We start from the raw sequence: 18102 nt of genomic DNA on the forward strand, positions 1-18102 counted from the left end.
AGACCACGATTTCCTTGCGTTCGGCCACCACGTAGGGTACCCAGTCGTCGAACAGCGACCAGATGTTGAGCTTGATGTTGCTCAGCAAGCGGTCGACTTGCTTGATGGCGTATTTACGCTCAAGACCATTGGCCTGGGCCAGGCCGTTACCAATGGCATGAATGGCCAGCGAGCTCGATTCAATGACCCCCAGAGTGGCATTGGCCAATGAAAGCACGCGCTTGGCATGCATATCTTGGCCGAAGATGTCTTGCAGGTATTCTGAAATGGAAGCGCTGGTGATCATCGTAGGTGACGTTGCCGAGTTTGGTTCAAAGGCGAGTAGTTTACCTGCCAGGCCGTGCCAGCTCTAGCTCATATGAGGGGATGGCTAAGCTACCAGCGAGTAGCCGGAGCAACTAAAATTCGAAGTAGCTGAAAGTCTCGCTACGGGCTACGGCCTGAACTTATTCACACAAGGCTATTAGTGAAAAACTCAAATCAAGCACTCAGGGCTGTCGCAAGTACAGCTACCTGATCGATATATACCTGGCATGGCACTGCAACCAATACACCACAAACTCATTTATATGAGCGTTGTTGACTAAATAGATTGACGGCTCTTTTGTATCGCCATATTGAACTCGTCACTATTAGCCCCAATGACACACTCCCCGTTTACTCGCATAGACAGACGTATGAGGCAACGTTGAAGCTCTTCCTCGAACAGCTCCTTAGGTAGCTCCCGTACTGAGTCAACAAGTAATTTACAATGAGCAAGCTTTTGATCAGCCAAAGTGTAAAGCACCCATTTCCCCTGCTTTTCTTGCGTTAGCAAGCCTGCCTTGAACAACATTTTTAAGTTTCTTGAAACGTTGTATTGCGTATCTTGAGTAACGTCCATGGCCTCGGCAACAGTTACACGTTGATCTACATGAACCAACAGCCAAAACAAGCGCAATCTATTGGGATCCGATAGTGCCTTTAATGCATCAATATATCGATCATCCATTTGTCATATATCCGTATGTGCTGTTAAAACCAACGGCCAGCACCGTCTTAAAACGATATCTGAACCACCTCAGCGGGACATCATAGATGCCTCATCGCCACGCTAACTTATCCAAACAACCAACTCTATCAACAAGCGAAATGACTTGAGACGAAGTTAGAGCCTAATTTTCAAGTCATTTGGCTCACTTCTAACATGAAGATGATGAAGTCTTCTGCCCATCAGCAGCCAAGCAAACTATGCCATGTCTAAAAAAATTCTGCAAGCACACTTGCACGATTGTGCTTATGTGCATACAATGCACCACTCATTGAGTTTACACAGACACGAGGTGTTGTTTTGAATACTGATCAACTTACAGTCGCTCTAAATGAGTTTGTTCATGTCGGTGGCGGACTGGTTCTTGTTATAGCAGCGGTATCAATCCTGACTGGGTTTATGCGTGAGTATATTCCACAGGATAAACTACAAAAAAAACTGACTAAGCATGAAAAGTGGGGGCCCTTACTCGGCGCGTCCTTTGGAATGCTAACGCCATTCTGCAGCGCGTCTGTAGTACCTGTTTCCATGGGAATGGCAACAATGGGGGTTTCCCTCGGCACTGTTTTAAGCTTCTTAATATCCGCACCTTTATGCAATTTCATTGTCTTAGCAATGATATATGCAGTATTTGGTTTAAAAGTAACATCGATATACCTAGCTCTTACTTTCTCTGCTGCGGTAATAGGAGGATGGTTTATTACTAAAACTCCTTGGAGAAACGAAATTAAGCGTGGAAGCGAAATAGATAGCAGCAAAGCCCAACCTAGCTGTAGTGCTTCATCAAGTTCATCATGTGCTTCACCTGCTCCAGCAATGAGTCAATGTGGAAGTACAATTGGAAACATGGATTCCTGCGGTGCTATTAATACTGGGGGCGCATCTAACGCAGCATTAGAGACAAACAACATTGAACCATCTAAGGTCAACAATGCCCTCCATTTTGCGCTGGCATTGTTCAAAAAGATTGTTCCCTATGTATTAATAGGAGCTCTAATCAGCGGCATTTCGGCAGCTTATTTGCCCGCCGAGTTTATTGAAAAGTATGTTGGCGGAGATAACTTTAGCGCTATTCTTATCGCGGCTACTATTGGAGTCCCTCTTTACTTGCGTATTGAGATGGCCATCCCATTGCTACAGGTACTAATCCTGAAAGGTATGGGACTTGGACCTGCTATGGCTCTCATCATTGGCGGTACGGGGGCAAGCCTGCCCGAAATAGCATTAGTCTCATCTGTATTAAAACCTAAAGCTGTCGTCGCATTTGTTTCCATAATTGTACTAACTGCGATCCTAGGCGGTATGTTATTTAAAGCAATTTAGAAAGCATAAAGCTACGAGCACTCTCGTAGGCTTTTTTGCATCGTTTAAAAACTCATTGGATTAGGTGTGAATGTGAAAATTGGCTTACTTTTATGTGGTGATATTCCTTTGTCACTGACAGATAATTTTTGCGATTATTTTAGCTATTCAGACTCCAGATTCAAGTGTAGTGCCCAACGGCGTTGTTTCCTAAATCAGGGAACTATCTACTTCTCCCGTGATCCGATCTCCTGACGAACGGACTCGGGAGCAGAACGATGGGCAAGGCACGGGCAGCAGTACAATCGAGCCTTGATTAATCGTGGTTCACTCACCTTCTGGGTCTATGAACAGGCTATCAAGCAGTGGCATTGCCATGAGCACCATGGCCGCCGGTATCGTGGTTTCCAATACAGCGATAGCGCCATTGAAAAGGTGCTGATGCTCAAAGTCTGCTTCGGCTTACCATTGCGGGCATTGGAAGGGTTTATTAACTCCATCTTTCATTTGATGGACGTGCCGCTGACCTCGCCGGGATACAGCAGCATCTGCAAACGAGCCAAGACCGTGGACGTGAAGTACCGCTTACCAAGTAAAGGTGCAGTCACTCATCTAGTCATCGATGCCACCGGACTCAAGGTGTTCGGTGAAGGCGAATGGAAACAACGCCGGACAAAAAACAAAAAAGCCCATGAAAACATGGGCTTATGTGTCATTTCATGCCGGTTAATGCCAGCTAGTGCCTAACGAGTGATTATTCCCACTCTAAGATCAATTAGAATAAAATATACCTATATAACAGCGGTTTAGAATGGTATCCATCCTCGATACCATCACTTATACCATGCTCAGATTTTTTTATTTTTTGCTGCTCGTCGACGTTTTAGTTCTGCTTTGGTCCAGGCTAAGGATTCTGCCATACCACGACGAAGCTCTTGTATCTATGTCACAGGTTTGGCCACAAGGCTTTAGCACTCTTGACATCCCCCCAGAAACTCCATTATGTTAACAATCGTTGGTCCCCGACTCAGCCTTTTAGGTTGTTAGCAGTCGGTGTGTGTTAACACTGGTGCGAACGACCTGCCTCTCGCTCACTCCCCTGTGGAGGCCCCTTTAAAGGGCAAGGCAAACCGCGACATGCTTTCGGCATGACCCAAGACCTCCGAAGTGTACTAACGCGGCTCGCGTTAGGCATTTCCGTAGCTTATGACGTTGGATTTTCCCAACGAAACCAAGCTGACGCTAGGATGAATCGAGCGAGCATCTCACAGCACTTCAGCGATTGTTTCGAAGGATATTTCAATGACACAAGTACGCCCTAGATCTCACCAGAAACCAGCCCACAAGGGTGATTTACACCGCCCTCAGCAACACCTCCGTGAACAGGCCCTGACCGAAGCCGAATACTTTGCCGATCTGATGGCACTTGTCCGATACTTTAGTGAAACCCAACTGGGCACCCCACTCAATGACGGCAAATGCCGAGAGAAAACAGCCGCCTTACTCGGCTACCACAAACACAGCCTGTTCCTCAAGGACTACAAGGCCCAGCACGCCCTGCGCGCGGCCATCGACAAGCTGAAGCTGGAGGAGCTACGCCTCACACTGGACGAGACCTACCGGAATAACAAAAGCATGTATCAGATGGTGATCCTCTTGCCGAAGGACCATATCAATGAGCAGCTCCGTGAGGTCTATTTGGAGTGGACCAAGCGACTGCTTGAGGCCATGGGTCCCCGTGACATACAGGCCGATGCCGAGGCGATGGCCGACTACCTGAGTCAGCTTTGTGGGGTGCCCCCCCGAATACGGATCACCGAGACCCAACGCTTTGAGCAGTGCAATCCTGAGCAAGTAGCGATGGATCACATCCGCCGCCATGGCCTGTTTTTGTCACCCCGCAATCAGGGGGAAGGGCTATGGGAGCATAACTCGGAGACCGACTTTAAGGTGGCCCTTAGCCCCAGTGCGGTCTACCTCCACTACACCAATGCTTTTTTCGGGAGCTGGCGCGACGAGTCCAACAAGACGTGGAATCTGTGTATCCGTGCCACCCCCGACAATGTACTTACCCTTTCGACGCTGCAAATTGCCCTGAATCAGATCCACCTGCTGTGCCCAGCGCTGGAGCAGTGCTACCTCGTGCCCGAGCAACTCCCGGAGATGTTGACACGATTTCTAGAGCACGAACCGGAATCCCTTACGCTTCGCTATACGGTCCCCGAGCACGGCCAAGCGCCCAAGCCGGTCGTGCTGGATATTTGCAGTGAGGTCACTGGGTTCTTCCAAAACTTTAAAGGCGGTGTCTGGGACAATGTGGCCATCGAGCCGCAACCTTTGCCCGTGAACACAGGCCACCCGCCGTGGGAGGAGACCCACATGCAGCCGGACTACCCTATTCTGGATTAAACCAAAAGGGCTGAGCCACAGTGACTCAGCCCCCTACGTTTACGGTAAGCTTGGCCCTTTGATTGACACAGACACCGAATGTAGTCCCCACGGCAGATCTGGGTAAAGGAAGATACGACGACGCGTTAACAAAGGCTCTGTCAGAGTCATCCGCCAGCGAAGGGATTTAATAGTACTCCACAGCGACCAAGGTAACGGTTTTAGTGTCCACCTCAGTTGCGTAAACCGGCCTTGGTGGCCGCCAAAGCCTAGGCCTTAATTTATCCAAAAGCGGGGTTAATTATCCATACAGCGACTATGGTATTTCAGGGCTTAGAAATTACATGGTACGTCCCCATACATTTTCTCATCTTCATTTGAGCATCGGCACGTGTTACGTGGCCGGATGACACAGCAACTGCCCCCCGACGACATGCTCCGACTCATTGAAGATGAGTGGCTCGATGGTTAGCGAATAAGCACGCCTGGCGAGTGCCGTAGAGATTTTTTTCGGGAATGCAGTACAGGCAGTGGATGTCCAGACCGGAGCATCATTACCGGCGTGTATACCTTAAAAGCCGGCATTGTAGAGCCCGAACACCGTTAGAATCGGATACTGTTCCAGTGCTTCTCTCATTCCAGACAGCACAAGGGAGGATAAAATCCACATAATAAAAAGCCCCTGCATGCCGGGGCTTTTCTTATTCACCGATAACCAGCCTCACCCCACTCTAATATCAACAAGCAGGAAATTAATCTATATAACAGCTAGTTAGAAAGGTGGAAATTATCGATACCATCACCTATACCATGCGCAGAATTTTTTTGATTTTTTGCAGCTCGTCGACGTTTTAGTTCGGCTCTGGGGGATCCCCTCATAATTTGCTGATCCCTGCACTATGAGCCAGATTCATTAACTCCAGTCTGGCCCAGTACAGCATTTGCTAGGTGATACGATAATTTGGCCGCCTTTGGATTTCTTTACCGAGCCGGACTGATGACAGTACGGCCCTGTGTCGAATGGTGTTGGCTTGAAAGTGACGCTGCCAACCCGCCTGCTGAGCGGCAAGACCGAACCACCACAAACGGCCAGATATCCCCAACCGGCTGAATCGTGAGTTCACGCCTGCCGCTTCAAATCAAAGCTAGTGCGCGGTTATCAGCTTATCTGGGCCGGCAGCCGCTGGTGTTACCTGGCTACCGTCATGGACCTGTACTGTCGCCGAGTGGTCGGCTGGGCACTCTCTCATCGACCGGATGCCGAGCTGGCAGCCAGGGCGCGGGACATGGCTTACGAGCAACGGGGAAAACCATCAGGCTTTTTGTTCCATTCGGATCAGGGCGCCAATATGTGAGCCGTTTGTTCAGGCAACGGCTGTGGCGTTACCGCATCACACAGAGCATGAGCCGTCGTGGTAACTGCTGGGAGCGTCAATGCCCCGATGGAAAGACTCTTCCGCAGCCTGAAACGGGATGGGTACCAACGACCGGCTATCCGTCTATGGCTGAAGCCAAAAGAGACATCAGCGATTATCTGATAAACTACTACAACCGGCAGCGTCCTCATCAACACAATGACGGATTGCCGCCGGTTCAGGCCGAGAATCGGTCTAATTTACTGCCCGGGATTAGTTGACCACTACAGTAAGTACCGAAAGAAACTTCATCCAGATATTGATATCGACTTACTTCTCACCAGGAACTTCTTTAACTAAGGCTGTATCCTCTAGATCGTCGTGGTTTCTGCGACAACAAACATATGCATATTAGAGAGTTGTTGCTAGAATACCATAATCCATCGTGTTCGTGTTAGGGAGAGCTTGTGTTAGGTAATGGTTTAGATTTAAGTGAGTTAAGTCACTCAAAAGTTGATTTAGACGATCTAGTAAACAGAGTCAAAGCAGGCAATGCTATTCTATTTACTGGCGCTGGTTTCTCATTAGATTCAGAGAAACTAAACGGCGGCACTCCACCGTTAGCATCTCACCTTGCAGAACAGCTTTGTCTACGCTTTAGAATGGAAGTGAGCCATAAATTAGATTTTGTATCTGATATGTGTATTAAGTATGGCGATAAAGATGTTGTTCTGGACGTATTACGAGAGAACTTTCTTTTGAAGCGCCCTTCTAAGGCAAATGTACAGATTTGTCGTATGCCTTGGCGTCGAATTTATACGACCAACTACGACAATAGCGTTGAGTTAGCCTGTGCTGAGAATGATATTGCTATAGATGCAGTGTCATTAATCGACAAGCCGCACGACTACATACCTCATAGAAACACATGTGTTCATTTAAATGGCTCAATAGTAAATGCAGTGAAGGACGATCTTGACTATAAAATCCGACTATCTGACTCGTCATATATGTCGGCAGATTTCTTTTTAGACTCGAAATGGAGAAGTGTATTTAGGAAAGACTTAGAGCACTGCTCCGCAATAGTATTTGTTGGCTACTCACTTTACGACATTGCAATTCAAAAGATTCTCTTTGATGCACCACATTTAATCGAGAAGACCTTCTTTATTACTCATGCCAAAGCAAATTTTGAAGAAACATACAAGCTATCAGAATTTGGAGGTGTTTCTAAAATTGGTACGGAAGGTTTTGGTGAACTGTTATCAAATGTTGCCTTAGAAATAGAAGAACCATTGATGCCAGTTAGTTTTACCCAGAGATTAATTTCTGAAGAAGAAGAACTATTGGATGACTTCGCAACAAGAGAGCTACTGCTATACGGGCAGTATAGCCACGGAAAAGTTGATAAATCTATTCTCAGTAATTTTGATGTTCCATACATGTTTAAGAGAGAATGTATGGATCTGGTTGCGGATACGATAAAGGGCGGACATCATGTTCTTATCCATAGTGACTTGGGTAATGGGAAGTCGATATTTTTGGAGCATATGGCTGCACACCTAGCTCAAGGTGGTAATTGTGTTTGGCAGTTAGCTAATTTTGACGGTAATCTTAGTAAGGATCTGGATCTTCTGTCTAAAGAAGGAGAACACATAATTGTTCTCGATGATGTTTGTAATCATGAAGAATTTTTAGACTATTTTTCCGCGATAAGACCTCAAAATATTGTGCTTCTTATGGCTGATCGTACAGTTAGCTCCTTTGTCAGCCTTGGCCACTTAACTAATAACAATATTGAGGTTAGAGTTTTTTCTGTTGATACCCTTGCAGAAGCAGAGAAAGCAGGTGTTGCGGAGATTATCGACGACCAAAACTTATGGCGTGATTTCACTGGTTTATCTTTGGATAGAAAGCTTAGTTTAATCAGCGGCAAGTATAATGATCAACTTTCTAGCTTATTGGTTGGCTTGCTAAAAAGCCCTGATATTAAGAGCCGAATCCAAGAACTTGTTTCTGAAATAACAGAGAATGAAAAATATAAGAAGACGTTACTTGCAATTGCTTTATGTGACATATTTAACATTCATAAAGATTCAAACAATATTGCAGATGTAGCAGGTAATGAAGAGGTATTTACGGCAAAATTTCGAAGTATTCCTGCCTTCAATAACCTATATTCAATAGCTAGCGATAACTCTGTTTCATGTAAATCATCAATCCTTTCTCTATTCATAATGAATCACTTCTTTTCTGACACTTACGTTGTTGAAAGTTGCCTAGAAATTATGAAGAGAATTGATGGTGATGAAGCTCTTCACTTAGATAGATTACACCGTAAGCTAAGAACTTTTCATAATGTCGAAAAGTTAATACCACAAAAACAAAACTCGTTAAACAATTACTTTGTTGAGCTTAAAAGGCATTGTACTTGGTTGAGATACCATCCCCACTACTGGGTTCAATATGCAATGTGCAGGTTGAGCTTTGGTGATACGGGAACAGCTCAAGAACACCTTGACTCAGCCTATAAATATGCTAGCCAACGAGATGGCTATCACACAGAAAATATAGATACTCAACAAGCGCGATTGTACATAATGGACGCTTTGACTCTTAAAGCTAGTCCAAAAGAAGCTTTTTCGTTGTTCGAAAAGGCGGATTTATTACTAAACTCTGTTGTAAATGATCATCATAAATTTAGGCAAGTTTTGAAATATGAGGAAATCTACAGGGTTCTATATCCTAATTTTAGTAAGGGAAACAGGGCGAAGTTTGAACACGCATGTAAGTCTATGATTCAGGCAGCTGAAAAGGTAATAAGTGAGGCTGATCCAACTCAAAGGATGAACTTTGCAAGAAGCGCCCACTCACTCCTATCAGATATTGTGTCTGATATTATTAGTCAAAGGTAGTCTAGTTGTGAATATCAAGGAGGTGGTTCACTTCAATAGCTTCCTCCTATTTCATTGTTGCATAATAATTACCATTCAAAACAACCCATATTTTTCCAATTTGAATAAGCACACTAAGAAGGTTTTGTCCATAAACGAGCTACAGTTTTACCATATATCGATCAGATATATATGCGGGCCGGCGCACCATCACCGGCCCGTGTGTTTTCTAGCTACTTGCGTCGGCCAAACGGCCAGCGTCTCATTTTGACGATTTGATCGACCGATTTCGTCATGTCCTTGTAAGCGCGCCCGACCAACCTGTTTTGGAATACCTCCATTTTGTTGGCAATGGCTTTCATCTTCGGGCCGTGCCCTGTGTTGTGCAGCCACTGCCCCAAAAAATAGAAGGCCAGCATCACAATGAACATCACTACGAAGAAACCAAATATCTCCGCCAGGTTTTGGGGTGGGAAATTAAACTCCATAATCAGTAATCCTTATCTAGTTAGGCCATGCGGCCTTTTTTAACAAAGCTGGCAACCTCTTCGTTGCGCTCCTGCTGGCGTTCCTGGGCATACGAAACGTAGTCCTCAACGTCGAAGGTGTGCTTTTCCGGGTCGCGCTCTTGCCAGTCAGCGTGTGCTTGGCGGGCTTCTTCCTGGTCCTCACTGGACAAGCCATCAAAGCCGCCGGTTTGATTCATCCAGCCAGTGCCGCCGCCACCGCCTAAGCTATCGCTGTCAAATGCAGGGAAAGCGTCGTCAGTCGCCCTCCTTGTCGTCATCATCCCCGTTATCTTTCGTGCTGTTTCGGATCGAGCTAGCTAAACGACCTCCAGCAGTGCGGCCAATCCGATCCCCGGCCATATCACCCATACCCTTCATCAAATTCGCACCGGTATCCGCTGTAATACGACCCGCTTTTACAGCGCTGCCTTTAAAGCCGCCGCCAGAGGATTCGCCACCGCTGGAAGATTGGCTGGAAGCTTGGGAAAAGGAGCCAGCTTCATCAGAATCACCGCCACTGCGAAATGCTCCGCCCAAGCTCGACATGACGTCAGTATTGTTCGCTACGTTCTCACCTGCTTTTGCAAATGCCGCCTGAATAGCAGACGCACCGCCGGCGGTAGCCATTGCGGTACCGGCAGCCATACCACCAGTGGCAACAGCCGCTCCAGCCATCGCCCCGGCACTGATACTGCCAGCACCTGCCGCCGTACCGCCTCCAGGAACCAGGCTGGCGACCACATTGGGAACAGAGTGAATGAGCATCACGAGAACCAGTGAAACAACAAAGATCACCAGCAGTTCACGCATAGGAGCATCATTGGATAGATCAGCATAGAAACCGTCCATGATCGACATGGCAATGCCAATGAGCAAAGTCATTGTCATCAATTTCAAAGCAACGCCCAATACGCTTTTGAAGTAGTTGATTGCTATATCTGAAGTCCAACGCGAACCACCAAACCCCAGCACTAAAACACCGGCATAGCTCAATATCCAAGCCGTCACCAAGGCCAACAACACATTAGCCGCCACTACCGCCATACATGCCAAAATTGCCAGCGTGATTAAGAAGATAGACAAGTTATCTATCGGGCTTGTAATGCTGTAGGACTCACCAGCTTTAACAATAATGTCAAACGCAATACTGATAGGCTCAGACGGGGTTAGGTCTCTCGGAAGGCCACCGGCTTGAGCACCGATCATTCTCAACGAGTCGATGATTGACGTCGCAAAGTCTGGACCGTTTCTGAGCAACCAGAGAAAGAAACCAAACGTCAGAATGAAGCGCACGAACTCGGCAAAGAACTCCCTTATATCCGCTTGTTTAAGGATTAAAGTCCCGCCAGTCCAAACCAGGGATATAGTGCCCAGCGTCCAGAACAGCCAGGCGGCATAGTTTGTAATTACCGTGCCCCAGGTAGCACTGGCCGTCATGAAACGAACGGCCACTTCATCCAAGACACCATTAGGCTCAATGGCCGCTGACGCAGTCTGCGAAGTCAGTAAAACTGCCAGGAGCATAACAAGTCGAATAAATATCTTGCTCATGATTAGAACCCCTTGTTCTTGGAGCGATCAGTGGGTTCGCCCATATCCCAAAGACAGTTCCCTTCTTCCCTCTGCTCTTTCGTCAGGTTTGGGTTGTCACAGTTGATCGTTGCAGGCTTTGGCCCGTCACCTTCACCGCACCCCACCAGAACGAAAGAGGCCAACGCGCTAACGATAAAAACTCGGGTGATATTCTTCATGATTAAAACCCCCTGTTTTCTGAACGGTCGGTTGGCTCTCCCATATCGAACAACCTTTCACGGGACACTTGATATTGAGCTTCTCGGTCGGCGTCGGCCTGCATACGAGTACCAATAGCGTTCTGCTGAGCAATCAACAAGCTGCGGATTTGCAGGAGCTGGTTGGCCTGGTTGCTGGCAAGCTGGTTGGCATAGCCGATGGCGGCCAGTTGGCCATCCGCGCCCTGGGCGGCAGATTGCAGGCGCTGGAGCTGCCGCGCGTCGGTCTGCAAGTTGTCTTGCTGCTGCTCCAGCCCTCTGAACAATGCGTCGTTGGCTTTCTTTTGCGACTCAGACGCCAGACGCCGGTTTTCTTCTATTGCCGCTTGTTCACTCGGCGTGCAACCGCCAGAGCCATTAAAACAGGGGGAGCCCCGGTAATAGGCCACGTCCTGAAACTTGCCTAGGTAGGCATCCAGGCTGCCAAGCTGATTTTTGTAATGCTTAAGAGTATTGGTTGCCTGAACCAGGTCATTGATGGTGGCTTGTGCCTGATCCCAGATGTAAGCAGCCGGAGCCATGGTGTTTTGCAGCTGGTTTTCATACTGCTGCAGCTGGGTCTGATATTCCTGAATTTGCTTCAGGGTCTGCGCAACGGCCTCCATCGCTGACATGGTGTTCTGCGCCAGGTTGGTGCCATCCACCACGGGAATGCCCGCCTGCACGGGCACAGGAGTGATCAGGGCGACTGAAAAAGCGAGCGCAGCCATTTTAGCCGCTAAAATCGGTTCTTTTTGCATGATTGAGTGCTCTTAGTGTTGTCGTGACTAAGTTGCACTCACCAACCTGTAGCGAGCTACCAGAATGATGGTGATCGCTACCCCTGCTGAACATCAGCGGTGAATGTGGACCTCTACTGAGATAGCTCGTCACTTACTATCCCGGCGTCCGACCTGCGCGACACCGTTAGAACGCGCGGCCGCATGGTTGTTGAACATCGGTGTCATTGTCCTGGGGAACGGTTAGGCTTCCCGAGGGTTAATCAAAGAAGGCCCTACAGTGACCGCCCCTTCTTTTGTCTTTTCGCTTTCTTGGCATCCATTTCTGCTCGTAGCCTGGCTTTGCGCCGCTCCTGTGCACTTGGTTTTGGCTGAATGGACGCTCTGCTTGCGCGTTTCTCAAAGCTCAATGCATCAAGCTGAGATAGGGTTTGCAGCCGGTTACGGCGCATTGATGGCGGACACTGGCCGATTGGTGGCACTCCGGCGCGTCTGCTTCGAGCTTTGGCATCGGTTGTGCTCCGGCTCCGGACTAACGACTGGCGGCTTTGTTCCAGGCCAGGATCTGCAAACGTAACCGATAGCTGCCCATCCACAGCCGCACGGATCACTCTTGCCTTAAACTCCGGCGAGCCATTTACAGTAATACGGTTGCCATAACGTTCCATCGCCATTCTGAGCGCACTCTGCACAGCCGCCTGGCCGGACTCTCTGGAAACCTGCAGCCGGTCGCCGTCATCGCGTACAGCGCTGGAGCCAACCCGGTAAATGATGGTGCCCTTTTTGGTGATGCTGTCGATCACCGGCGTATGCCCGGGCTTGGTCTGCCCTTCTCCCCTGAGCGTGTTGCCCTTGAGGCCCTGAGCAGCCTCTCTGGCCCGCAGCGCCGCCAGCGCCTCGGTGTCGCCCTGTTGGGCCTTCTGTTTGAGCCAGTCGGCCCAGGTACGCCGAGCGTTGGCTTCATAAATGGCCGTGCGCTCTTCCCGGTACTGTTTCTGGATGGCGTCAATGTCCGCTTTCAAGGCACTGCTGGCTTGTGCATAAAGCAGCTTCTTGGTCAGCTTGCCGCTGCCGGTCAGTTTTATCGCTGCCCGCCTCGCTTTGCCTTTGGCCTTGGCGTGCCCAACCCTTCGGTCTTTCTGCCGCCGTGCTGCTTCCAGGGCCGCTGTTTTGTTAGCCGTTGCTGTCGCCTGCTCAGCCTTGTATTTGGCGTAAAGTTCGGTGGTATTTACCCGCAGCCGCACCGGCTCTTTGCGGTACGTCCGGCGGGGGCTGGTTTGTTGCGTTTGCCCTGGTTCAAACGGTCCGAAACGTGCTTCCAGCTTCGGCTTGGAAAAATCCCGCCCCAGGGTGCTGGCTTTTACCGTTACGTCATTACTGGCCACCACAACCAGCCCGTTGCCCCGTGCTTTAAGTTCCAGACCATTAGCACTCATCACCTGGTGCAGCTGGCTCCAGGACTGCGCCGTTTTCAGCTCGTCCAGACACTCGCGCTTTATCCAGCCAATCAGGCTTTCAATGCCCGCATGCCGCTCCATGTCTGCCGCCCGGGCCTCGGCCCCCTGCCGGCGCGGCATATGGTTATCCTGCTGCAACCCGTAGTCCTGCTCCATGGCCCCGCATAGCTCGGCCAATGCTCGGTGTGAGTAGTAGGGCTCATGAATGGTGTTGCGCTTTGGATGGATCTTGTTGATGGCGATATGAACATGCAAGTTGTCAGTGTCGTTGTGAACGGCACTGATGCGCTGGTGCTCACCAAAGCCCAGCCCCTCACAAATACGGTTTTCGATGCTGGCCAGAGTTTTGGCATCTACCTGTTCACCGGGCCGAAAGCTGACAATCAGATGATACGTCTTGTCACTTTTCGCCCTGGTATTGGCAAACTGGGTTGCCAGTATTTCGCTGATGGCATCCCTGATTGAGTGCGCCTCGCAATTGGTCAACCGCACCTGACCCAACCGATGCTCCTTGCTCTGCTTATCGGTGATGTAATTCACCAGCCCGGCAAAGTCGGATTTGCCCTGTGAGCGCATGGCAACGTGTTTGGCAATCATGATTCGGCCCTTGGCCGAAGAATGGACTCCATGAGGTGGCTCATTCGTTCCTGATTCGTTTCGATACGCTGTAGAAGCGCCAGTATTGTATTGGGTCCAAACGCAGCCACCTTGGCATCATTCATCAGCCAGAGTTTTAACAGCCCACCCAGGCGGCCCAAATCACCATTTACCCTGACCAACTCACGCACCTGCTCCGCATCGGTTACTCCCTGTATCTGATACCCCTGCCCCACATCCCGCAGGTAGGTTGAAGCACTCAGTCCCGCCCTCCTGGCATTCTCTTCAATCACCGCTCGCTCTTCAGGCAGGCAATATACCTTGATCGGGGTACAGCTCTTCCTGGTTGTTTTGTTTGCCTGTGCCTCCATCTTGATGTCCTCTTTGTGGTTGCCAGCAAAGCGCTATAGCCCCGCAGGGCAGGATGAACGTTGAGCACCGCAGGTGCGAATAAGGGCCAGTGAAGAGGCTCCGCCATGCTTGCATGGTGGGACTACTTCACACATCCTGCCCGCACCTCAGCCTTGATTCTTGTATGTATGCCCTGTGCATTTCTCTGCTTTTCTTTGTTTTCATCTGTTTTTTGCTGTGTATTCCTGCCATAACAGCCTGAATGAACGATTAGCCCGACAGTGACAGCGATCCAGTTGTGCTCCAACAGCAGTAAAATAGCGCTCTAGCAGCGTTTTCCTGTAGCGCTGTCATTATGTTCTGCACACTGGAATACACAGTTTTCCACCCGGTATCCTTATTTACTCAGGTCACCGCCCCTCATATGTCAATAAAGCCCGATTCTTGCGCCCCTCAAGTGTCAAGAAAACGGGGACGCCGTGAGCAGAATAAAAATAAAACCCTTAAGTTTTAATAAGTTAAATGAACATGAAGTTTGTAAAAACCCGTTTCATTGACACTTTCAGCATCTACATACGCAACAACACACCGAAGTGCCTTGATCATTTCCTCCCTTCGGTCGGGTTTAACGCCAAGGAATAAGAGTTACTGAGCCGTATGGGCCATTTACCTCCTGGCGTTAAACCTTCGGCCGCAGGCCGTTTAATAAAGCTCGGCAGAGCTTTTTTCCTTAAGGTGTAAACGCTCGCATAAAGCGGGCGGTTATACCGCCTGGATATCCTGAATATCCTGAAGATCCTGCTAAAACGGCAAAAAATCGGGCGGGTGTGCCACGCTTTCGGGCGGGTGCGCCACGTCTTCGGGCGGCTGTACCACGCTATCGGGCGGCTGTGCCACGCGTTACTCTGTTTTCATCAGTGATTTCTATCCCCAATGTGGCCAGCCCAGTAGCATCGAGTCTCAGCCGTCTGCGCCCATCACGCATGGCCTGGCCAGCGACATCATCACCGCACACGGCACGGATCAGGGTATCCATATGCCAGCCTCCAGCTGGAGCGTACTTATGGGTCAGCACATGGCGAGCGACTGCTTGACTGATCCCATGCTTAAGCCTGGTGATAGGTGCTGGCTGATAGTGAAGAGATAAATCATGCTCTAGCAACATAACCAGGGCCACTCCCAGCCGAACACGCCACAAATTACGCTCCCCCCGCGTAAGGGGATCCATTCGAGTCATTTGTGAGGGTATGACATGATCGATCAGGCCACCGATAATGGGGAAATCAAACTGCGGCGTCTCTATAGTGATGGTCGCCGCCCGCAGTTCAGCCAACAGCTTCTCAATCTGGGCAAGGCTGTATTGATGATCGGACATTGTCCGGCGAAGCTTCGCAGGGTCTACCAGAAGCTCCACTCCGCCATCCGACACATCCCGCTTCCGTTCGGCAACGTACAGCATGGATTCCAAAAGGTCGGCATGGCGCTGTCCGAGCCTGCCGGTGACTCGACAGCGACCAAAGCAGGTGTCCATCCATTGTCCCTTGCGTTCTCGGGGACGCTGAGTGGGCTGATAGATCATCACACGCGCCTGTAATGCCGTGCTGGTGGGAGTGACCTTGTTACCAATTGTCATCACCAAGCCCTACCACTGCTTTCGGCTTCACAAACTGCTGCCGCTTTTGGCGCTCCAGAATGGCGGGTTTGAGCACGCCACCTTCATGCCGTCTAAACCAGCGTTCCGAGAATGGCTCACCGTAATTCGCCTTACTCACACCAAAGCGGACAAAGTACCTCCGCTGGTTAGCATCCACGCCCCATTCTTCGGCTTCTCCTGCCGTCATGCCGGCAAGATAGGCTTGCCAACGGATATTATCGACTAACACTGACGAGCCCCGGCTGGCTTGCTGTTGATCGCCACTCCCCATCATGGCAGCTCCTTTGCTTGCATGGTGCAAAAACACAATGGAGCAGTCCGTTTCAGCAGCAATGGCTTCCATTCGACCTATCACCTGCGCCATAGGCCCGCTGGCGTTCTCTTCTTCGATGTGAAAGCGGCGAAGTGTATCCAGAATCAGCAGGCGTCTACCCTCTGCAACCTTCCTGAGTCCGTCAAACCACGCTGAAGACATAATGTCGGGGCACCTGCCAATCAGTGGCTCAATAAGCAAACCATGGGCTACTGCTTGTTGTTGTATGGGCGAGAGATGTGCTCCCAAAACATGCAATCGGTGATGGATAGCCGCTGTCGGGTCTTCGGCAGGCAAATAGGCCACAGAGCCGGTAACTAGCTCACCAATGCCCAGCAAGTCAGGCCCTCCAGCTATCTGGACCGTCAATTGAAGAGCCAGCATGGACTTGCCTGCTCCACCAGGTGAAACAATGGCCCCTACGGTTCCCGCAGCCATATTAGGCAACACGTAATCAATAGGCAGCGGCGTTTCGGTAAATGCAGACATGAGATCAAGAGCCATAGCGTTGGCCTCCCATGAAATAACCAGGCCGTATAGCCTGCAGGCCAGATGACTTCCGCTCTTCAATCCACTTCTCAACCTCTTCCAGATCCCAGGCAACATTTCTGCTGGTTAGCGCAATACGGCGAGGAAATTCACCACGCTGCTCCATGTTGTAAATTGTCCGAGCTGAAAGCGGGATCATTCCCAGAAGTACTTTTCTATTAATAAGTGTTTTATGTGCCATTGTTTGCATTTAATTTCCTCCCAAGACCAGAAGAGACTTTAATACTAACAACAAAAATAATTTTTTAAATAAAAAACCAAATTAATTTTCCATCTTTAAAATTAATTTCGATATATCAAAAACAAAAAAGGAAAACACATAAAAGTTAAGCTAAACATTATAAATGACAAACAAAACCGAGTATTAAAAAGAATGTACCACATTACTTTAAGCCGCTAAAAACCCTCAAAAACAATAAAAATGAACATGCTAAAAATAAACAGAAATTGTACTGACTGGCACAACAAAGCAAGGTTCGGCACGCCAAGCTGCATGATTTACCGGCAGGATCTTACTCAAAAACAGCTGACATAATTTTAGCGGCTAAAATGAAGCCTTTCTTAACGAACGGACTCTGAAGCATATTGATAGGAAAAATGCGGTCCAACAACAGCAACAGGCGGCAGTTGATCCGGCTTTGTTCAATAGTGGTTTTCTGAGCTTCGAGGCTGTTCAAAAATTCATCGTTCAATGGTGTTTCCATAAGCATCAGCGTCGAGGCCGCCGCGGCGTAGATTCAACTACTGAGATAGCACTATCGAAACGGCGCTCATCTTCGGATTGCTCTTACAGGAGCTGGAATGGTTCATCAACTCCATTTTTCAGTTGATGGGGCTGCTGACCTCGCCAAGCTACAGCAGCATTAGCTTGCGAAAGGATCACTTGGCAGTTGATGCATGCCCACATTTGAGATATCAGCCTGGCGCTCGTCTGTTAACGAGCTTTTACCTACACGGATCAACCCTCTTCGATGTCAGTTGCATCAGGTCTTGGGCTATGAGGCACACACTACGAGGGAACACTGGTAGTTACTACTTAGATAAGATAGCAATGCAAAGGTGCCATTCGGTAAGAATGTCAGTATTGGGATGCAGGGCATTCGAGGAGTAGAACAATTGCTGAGCTAAAATCAGGTCACTAAATAACTGATCCTAATAGTGCTACATTTTGGCTGTTCCGTAACGACTCCCAGG

15 protein-coding genes and 4 pseudogenes are annotated in these 18102 nt (G+C 49.1%); 5 read left to right on the forward strand and 14 right to left on the reverse strand.

Annotated features, from left to right (window positions below; translation table 11 throughout):
• Both BFR47_RS13130 and BFR47_RS13135 read right to left on the reverse strand, forming a co-directional pair.
• Positions 1-286, reverse strand: a pseudogene (locus tag BFR47_RS13130) (IS4-like element ISAs18 family transposase); the annotation flags it as partial.
• Between the two features lie 297 nt (positions 287-583).
• Positions 584-991 carry an ArsR/SmtB family transcription factor gene (locus BFR47_RS13135; RefSeq protein ID WP_071473493.1) on the reverse strand — a complete coding sequence of 136 codons (408 nt, stop codon included), beginning with the start codon at positions 989-991 and terminating at the stop codon, positions 584-586.
• Positions 992-1330: 339 nt separating this feature from the next.
• On the opposite strand from BFR47_RS13135, the gene BFR47_RS13140 reads away from it, so the two are divergent.
• The 3 genes and pseudogenes from BFR47_RS13140 to BFR47_RS13150 all read left to right on the forward strand — a co-directional run bounded on the left by BFR47_RS13140 (position 1331) and on the right by BFR47_RS13150 (position 4741).
• Positions 1331-2353, forward strand: coding sequence for a permease (locus tag BFR47_RS13140; protein ID WP_071473494.1), 1023 nt, complete (start codon positions 1331-1333; stop codon positions 2351-2353).
• Between the two features lie 273 nt (positions 2354-2626).
• Positions 2627-3019 (forward strand): annotated as a pseudogene (locus BFR47_RS13145) (IS5 family transposase); the annotation flags it as partial.
• Between the two features lie 615 nt (positions 3020-3634).
• The gene (locus tag BFR47_RS13150) at positions 3635-4741 is read left to right on the forward strand and encodes a hypothetical protein (protein ID WP_071473495.1); all 1107 of its coding nucleotides are present in this window, start codon (positions 3635-3637) and stop codon (positions 4739-4741) included.
• Between the two features lie 929 nt (positions 4742-5670).
• Here BFR47_RS13150 and BFR47_RS19465 read toward each other — a convergent pair.
• Positions 5671-5802 (reverse strand): annotated as a pseudogene (locus tag BFR47_RS19465) (IS4 family transposase); the annotation flags it as partial.
• 1 nt (position 5803) lies between these two features.
• Here BFR47_RS19465 and BFR47_RS18770 point away from each other — a divergent pair.
• A pseudogene (locus BFR47_RS18770) lies at positions 5804-6356 on the forward strand (IS3 family transposase); the annotation flags it as partial.
• A 186-nt stretch (positions 6357-6542) separates the two neighbouring features.
• On the forward strand, positions 6543-8990 hold the full coding sequence (locus BFR47_RS13160; RefSeq protein WP_139215187.1) for an SIR2 family protein: 2448 nt from the start codon (positions 6543-6545) through the stop codon (positions 8988-8990).
• A 212-nt stretch (positions 8991-9202) separates the two neighbouring features.
• Here the strand turns inward: BFR47_RS13160 and BFR47_RS13165 are convergent, their stop codons facing one another.
• The 11 genes from BFR47_RS13165 to BFR47_RS13210 all read right to left on the reverse strand — a co-directional run bounded on the left by BFR47_RS13165 (position 9203) and on the right by BFR47_RS13210 (position 17600).
• Positions 9203-9457: a hypothetical protein gene (locus BFR47_RS13165; RefSeq protein WP_071473498.1), complete on the reverse strand. Its 255-nt coding sequence runs from the start codon at positions 9455-9457 to the stop codon at positions 9203-9205.
• Positions 9458-9477: 20 nt separating this feature from the next.
• Positions 9478-9759, reverse strand: coding sequence for a hypothetical protein (locus BFR47_RS18250; protein ID WP_217645552.1), 282 nt, complete (start codon positions 9757-9759; stop codon positions 9478-9480).
• Positions 9734-11029, reverse strand: a complete 1296-nt coding sequence (trbL, locus tag BFR47_RS13175; RefSeq protein ID WP_071473499.1) for a P-type conjugative transfer protein TrbL — start codon at positions 11027-11029, stop codon at positions 9734-9736. The genes BFR47_RS18250 and trbL overlap by 26 nt, the downstream gene beginning before the upstream one ends.
• A gap of 2 nt (positions 11030-11031) precedes the next feature.
• Positions 11032-11229 carry a hypothetical protein gene (locus BFR47_RS13180; RefSeq protein ID WP_071473500.1) on the reverse strand — a complete coding sequence of 66 codons (198 nt, stop codon included), beginning with the start codon at positions 11227-11229 and terminating at the stop codon, positions 11032-11034.
• Between the two features lie 2 nt (positions 11230-11231).
• Positions 11232-12008, reverse strand: a complete 777-nt coding sequence (gene trbJ / locus BFR47_RS13185) for a P-type conjugative transfer protein TrbJ (RefSeq protein ID WP_071473501.1) — start codon at positions 12006-12008, stop codon at positions 11232-11234.
• A gap of 254 nt (positions 12009-12262) precedes the next feature.
• A complete protein-coding gene (gene traI / locus BFR47_RS13190) occupies positions 12263-14041 on the reverse strand; it encodes a TraI/MobA(P) family conjugative relaxase (protein ID WP_071473502.1) in 1779 nt (592 codons plus the stop codon).
• Positions 14038-14412 (reverse strand): conjugal transfer transcriptional regulator TraJ, encoded by a 375-nt coding sequence (gene traJ / locus BFR47_RS13195; RefSeq protein ID WP_071473503.1) that lies wholly within the window; start codon positions 14410-14412, stop codon positions 14038-14040. Before traJ ends, traI begins: the two co-directional genes overlap by 4 nt.
• An 857-nt stretch (positions 14413-15269) precedes the next feature.
• Complete coding sequence (locus BFR47_RS13200; RefSeq protein WP_071473504.1) at positions 15270-16025, reverse strand: ABC transporter ATPase; 756 nt, start codon at positions 16023-16025, stop codon at positions 15270-15272.
• Positions 16012-16863 (reverse strand): helicase RepA family protein, encoded by an 852-nt coding sequence (locus BFR47_RS13205; protein WP_071473507.1) that lies wholly within the window; start codon positions 16861-16863, stop codon positions 16012-16014. The genes BFR47_RS13200 and BFR47_RS13205 overlap by 14 nt, the downstream gene beginning before the upstream one ends.
• Complete coding sequence (locus tag BFR47_RS17585; protein ID WP_083399142.1) at positions 16853-17098, reverse strand: helix-turn-helix transcriptional regulator; 246 nt, start codon at positions 17096-17098, stop codon at positions 16853-16855. The genes BFR47_RS13205 and BFR47_RS17585 overlap by 11 nt, the downstream gene beginning before the upstream one ends.
• 322 nt (positions 17099-17420) lie before the next feature.
• A complete protein-coding gene (locus BFR47_RS13210) occupies positions 17421-17600 on the reverse strand; it encodes a hypothetical protein (protein ID WP_071473505.1) in 180 nt (59 codons plus the stop codon).
• Between the last annotated feature and the right edge of the window lie 502 nt (positions 17601-18102).

Source organism: Oceanisphaera psychrotolerans (assembly GCF_001870485.1).
GTDB lineage: Bacteria > Pseudomonadota > Gammaproteobacteria > Enterobacterales > Aeromonadaceae > Oceanimonas > Oceanimonas psychrotolerans.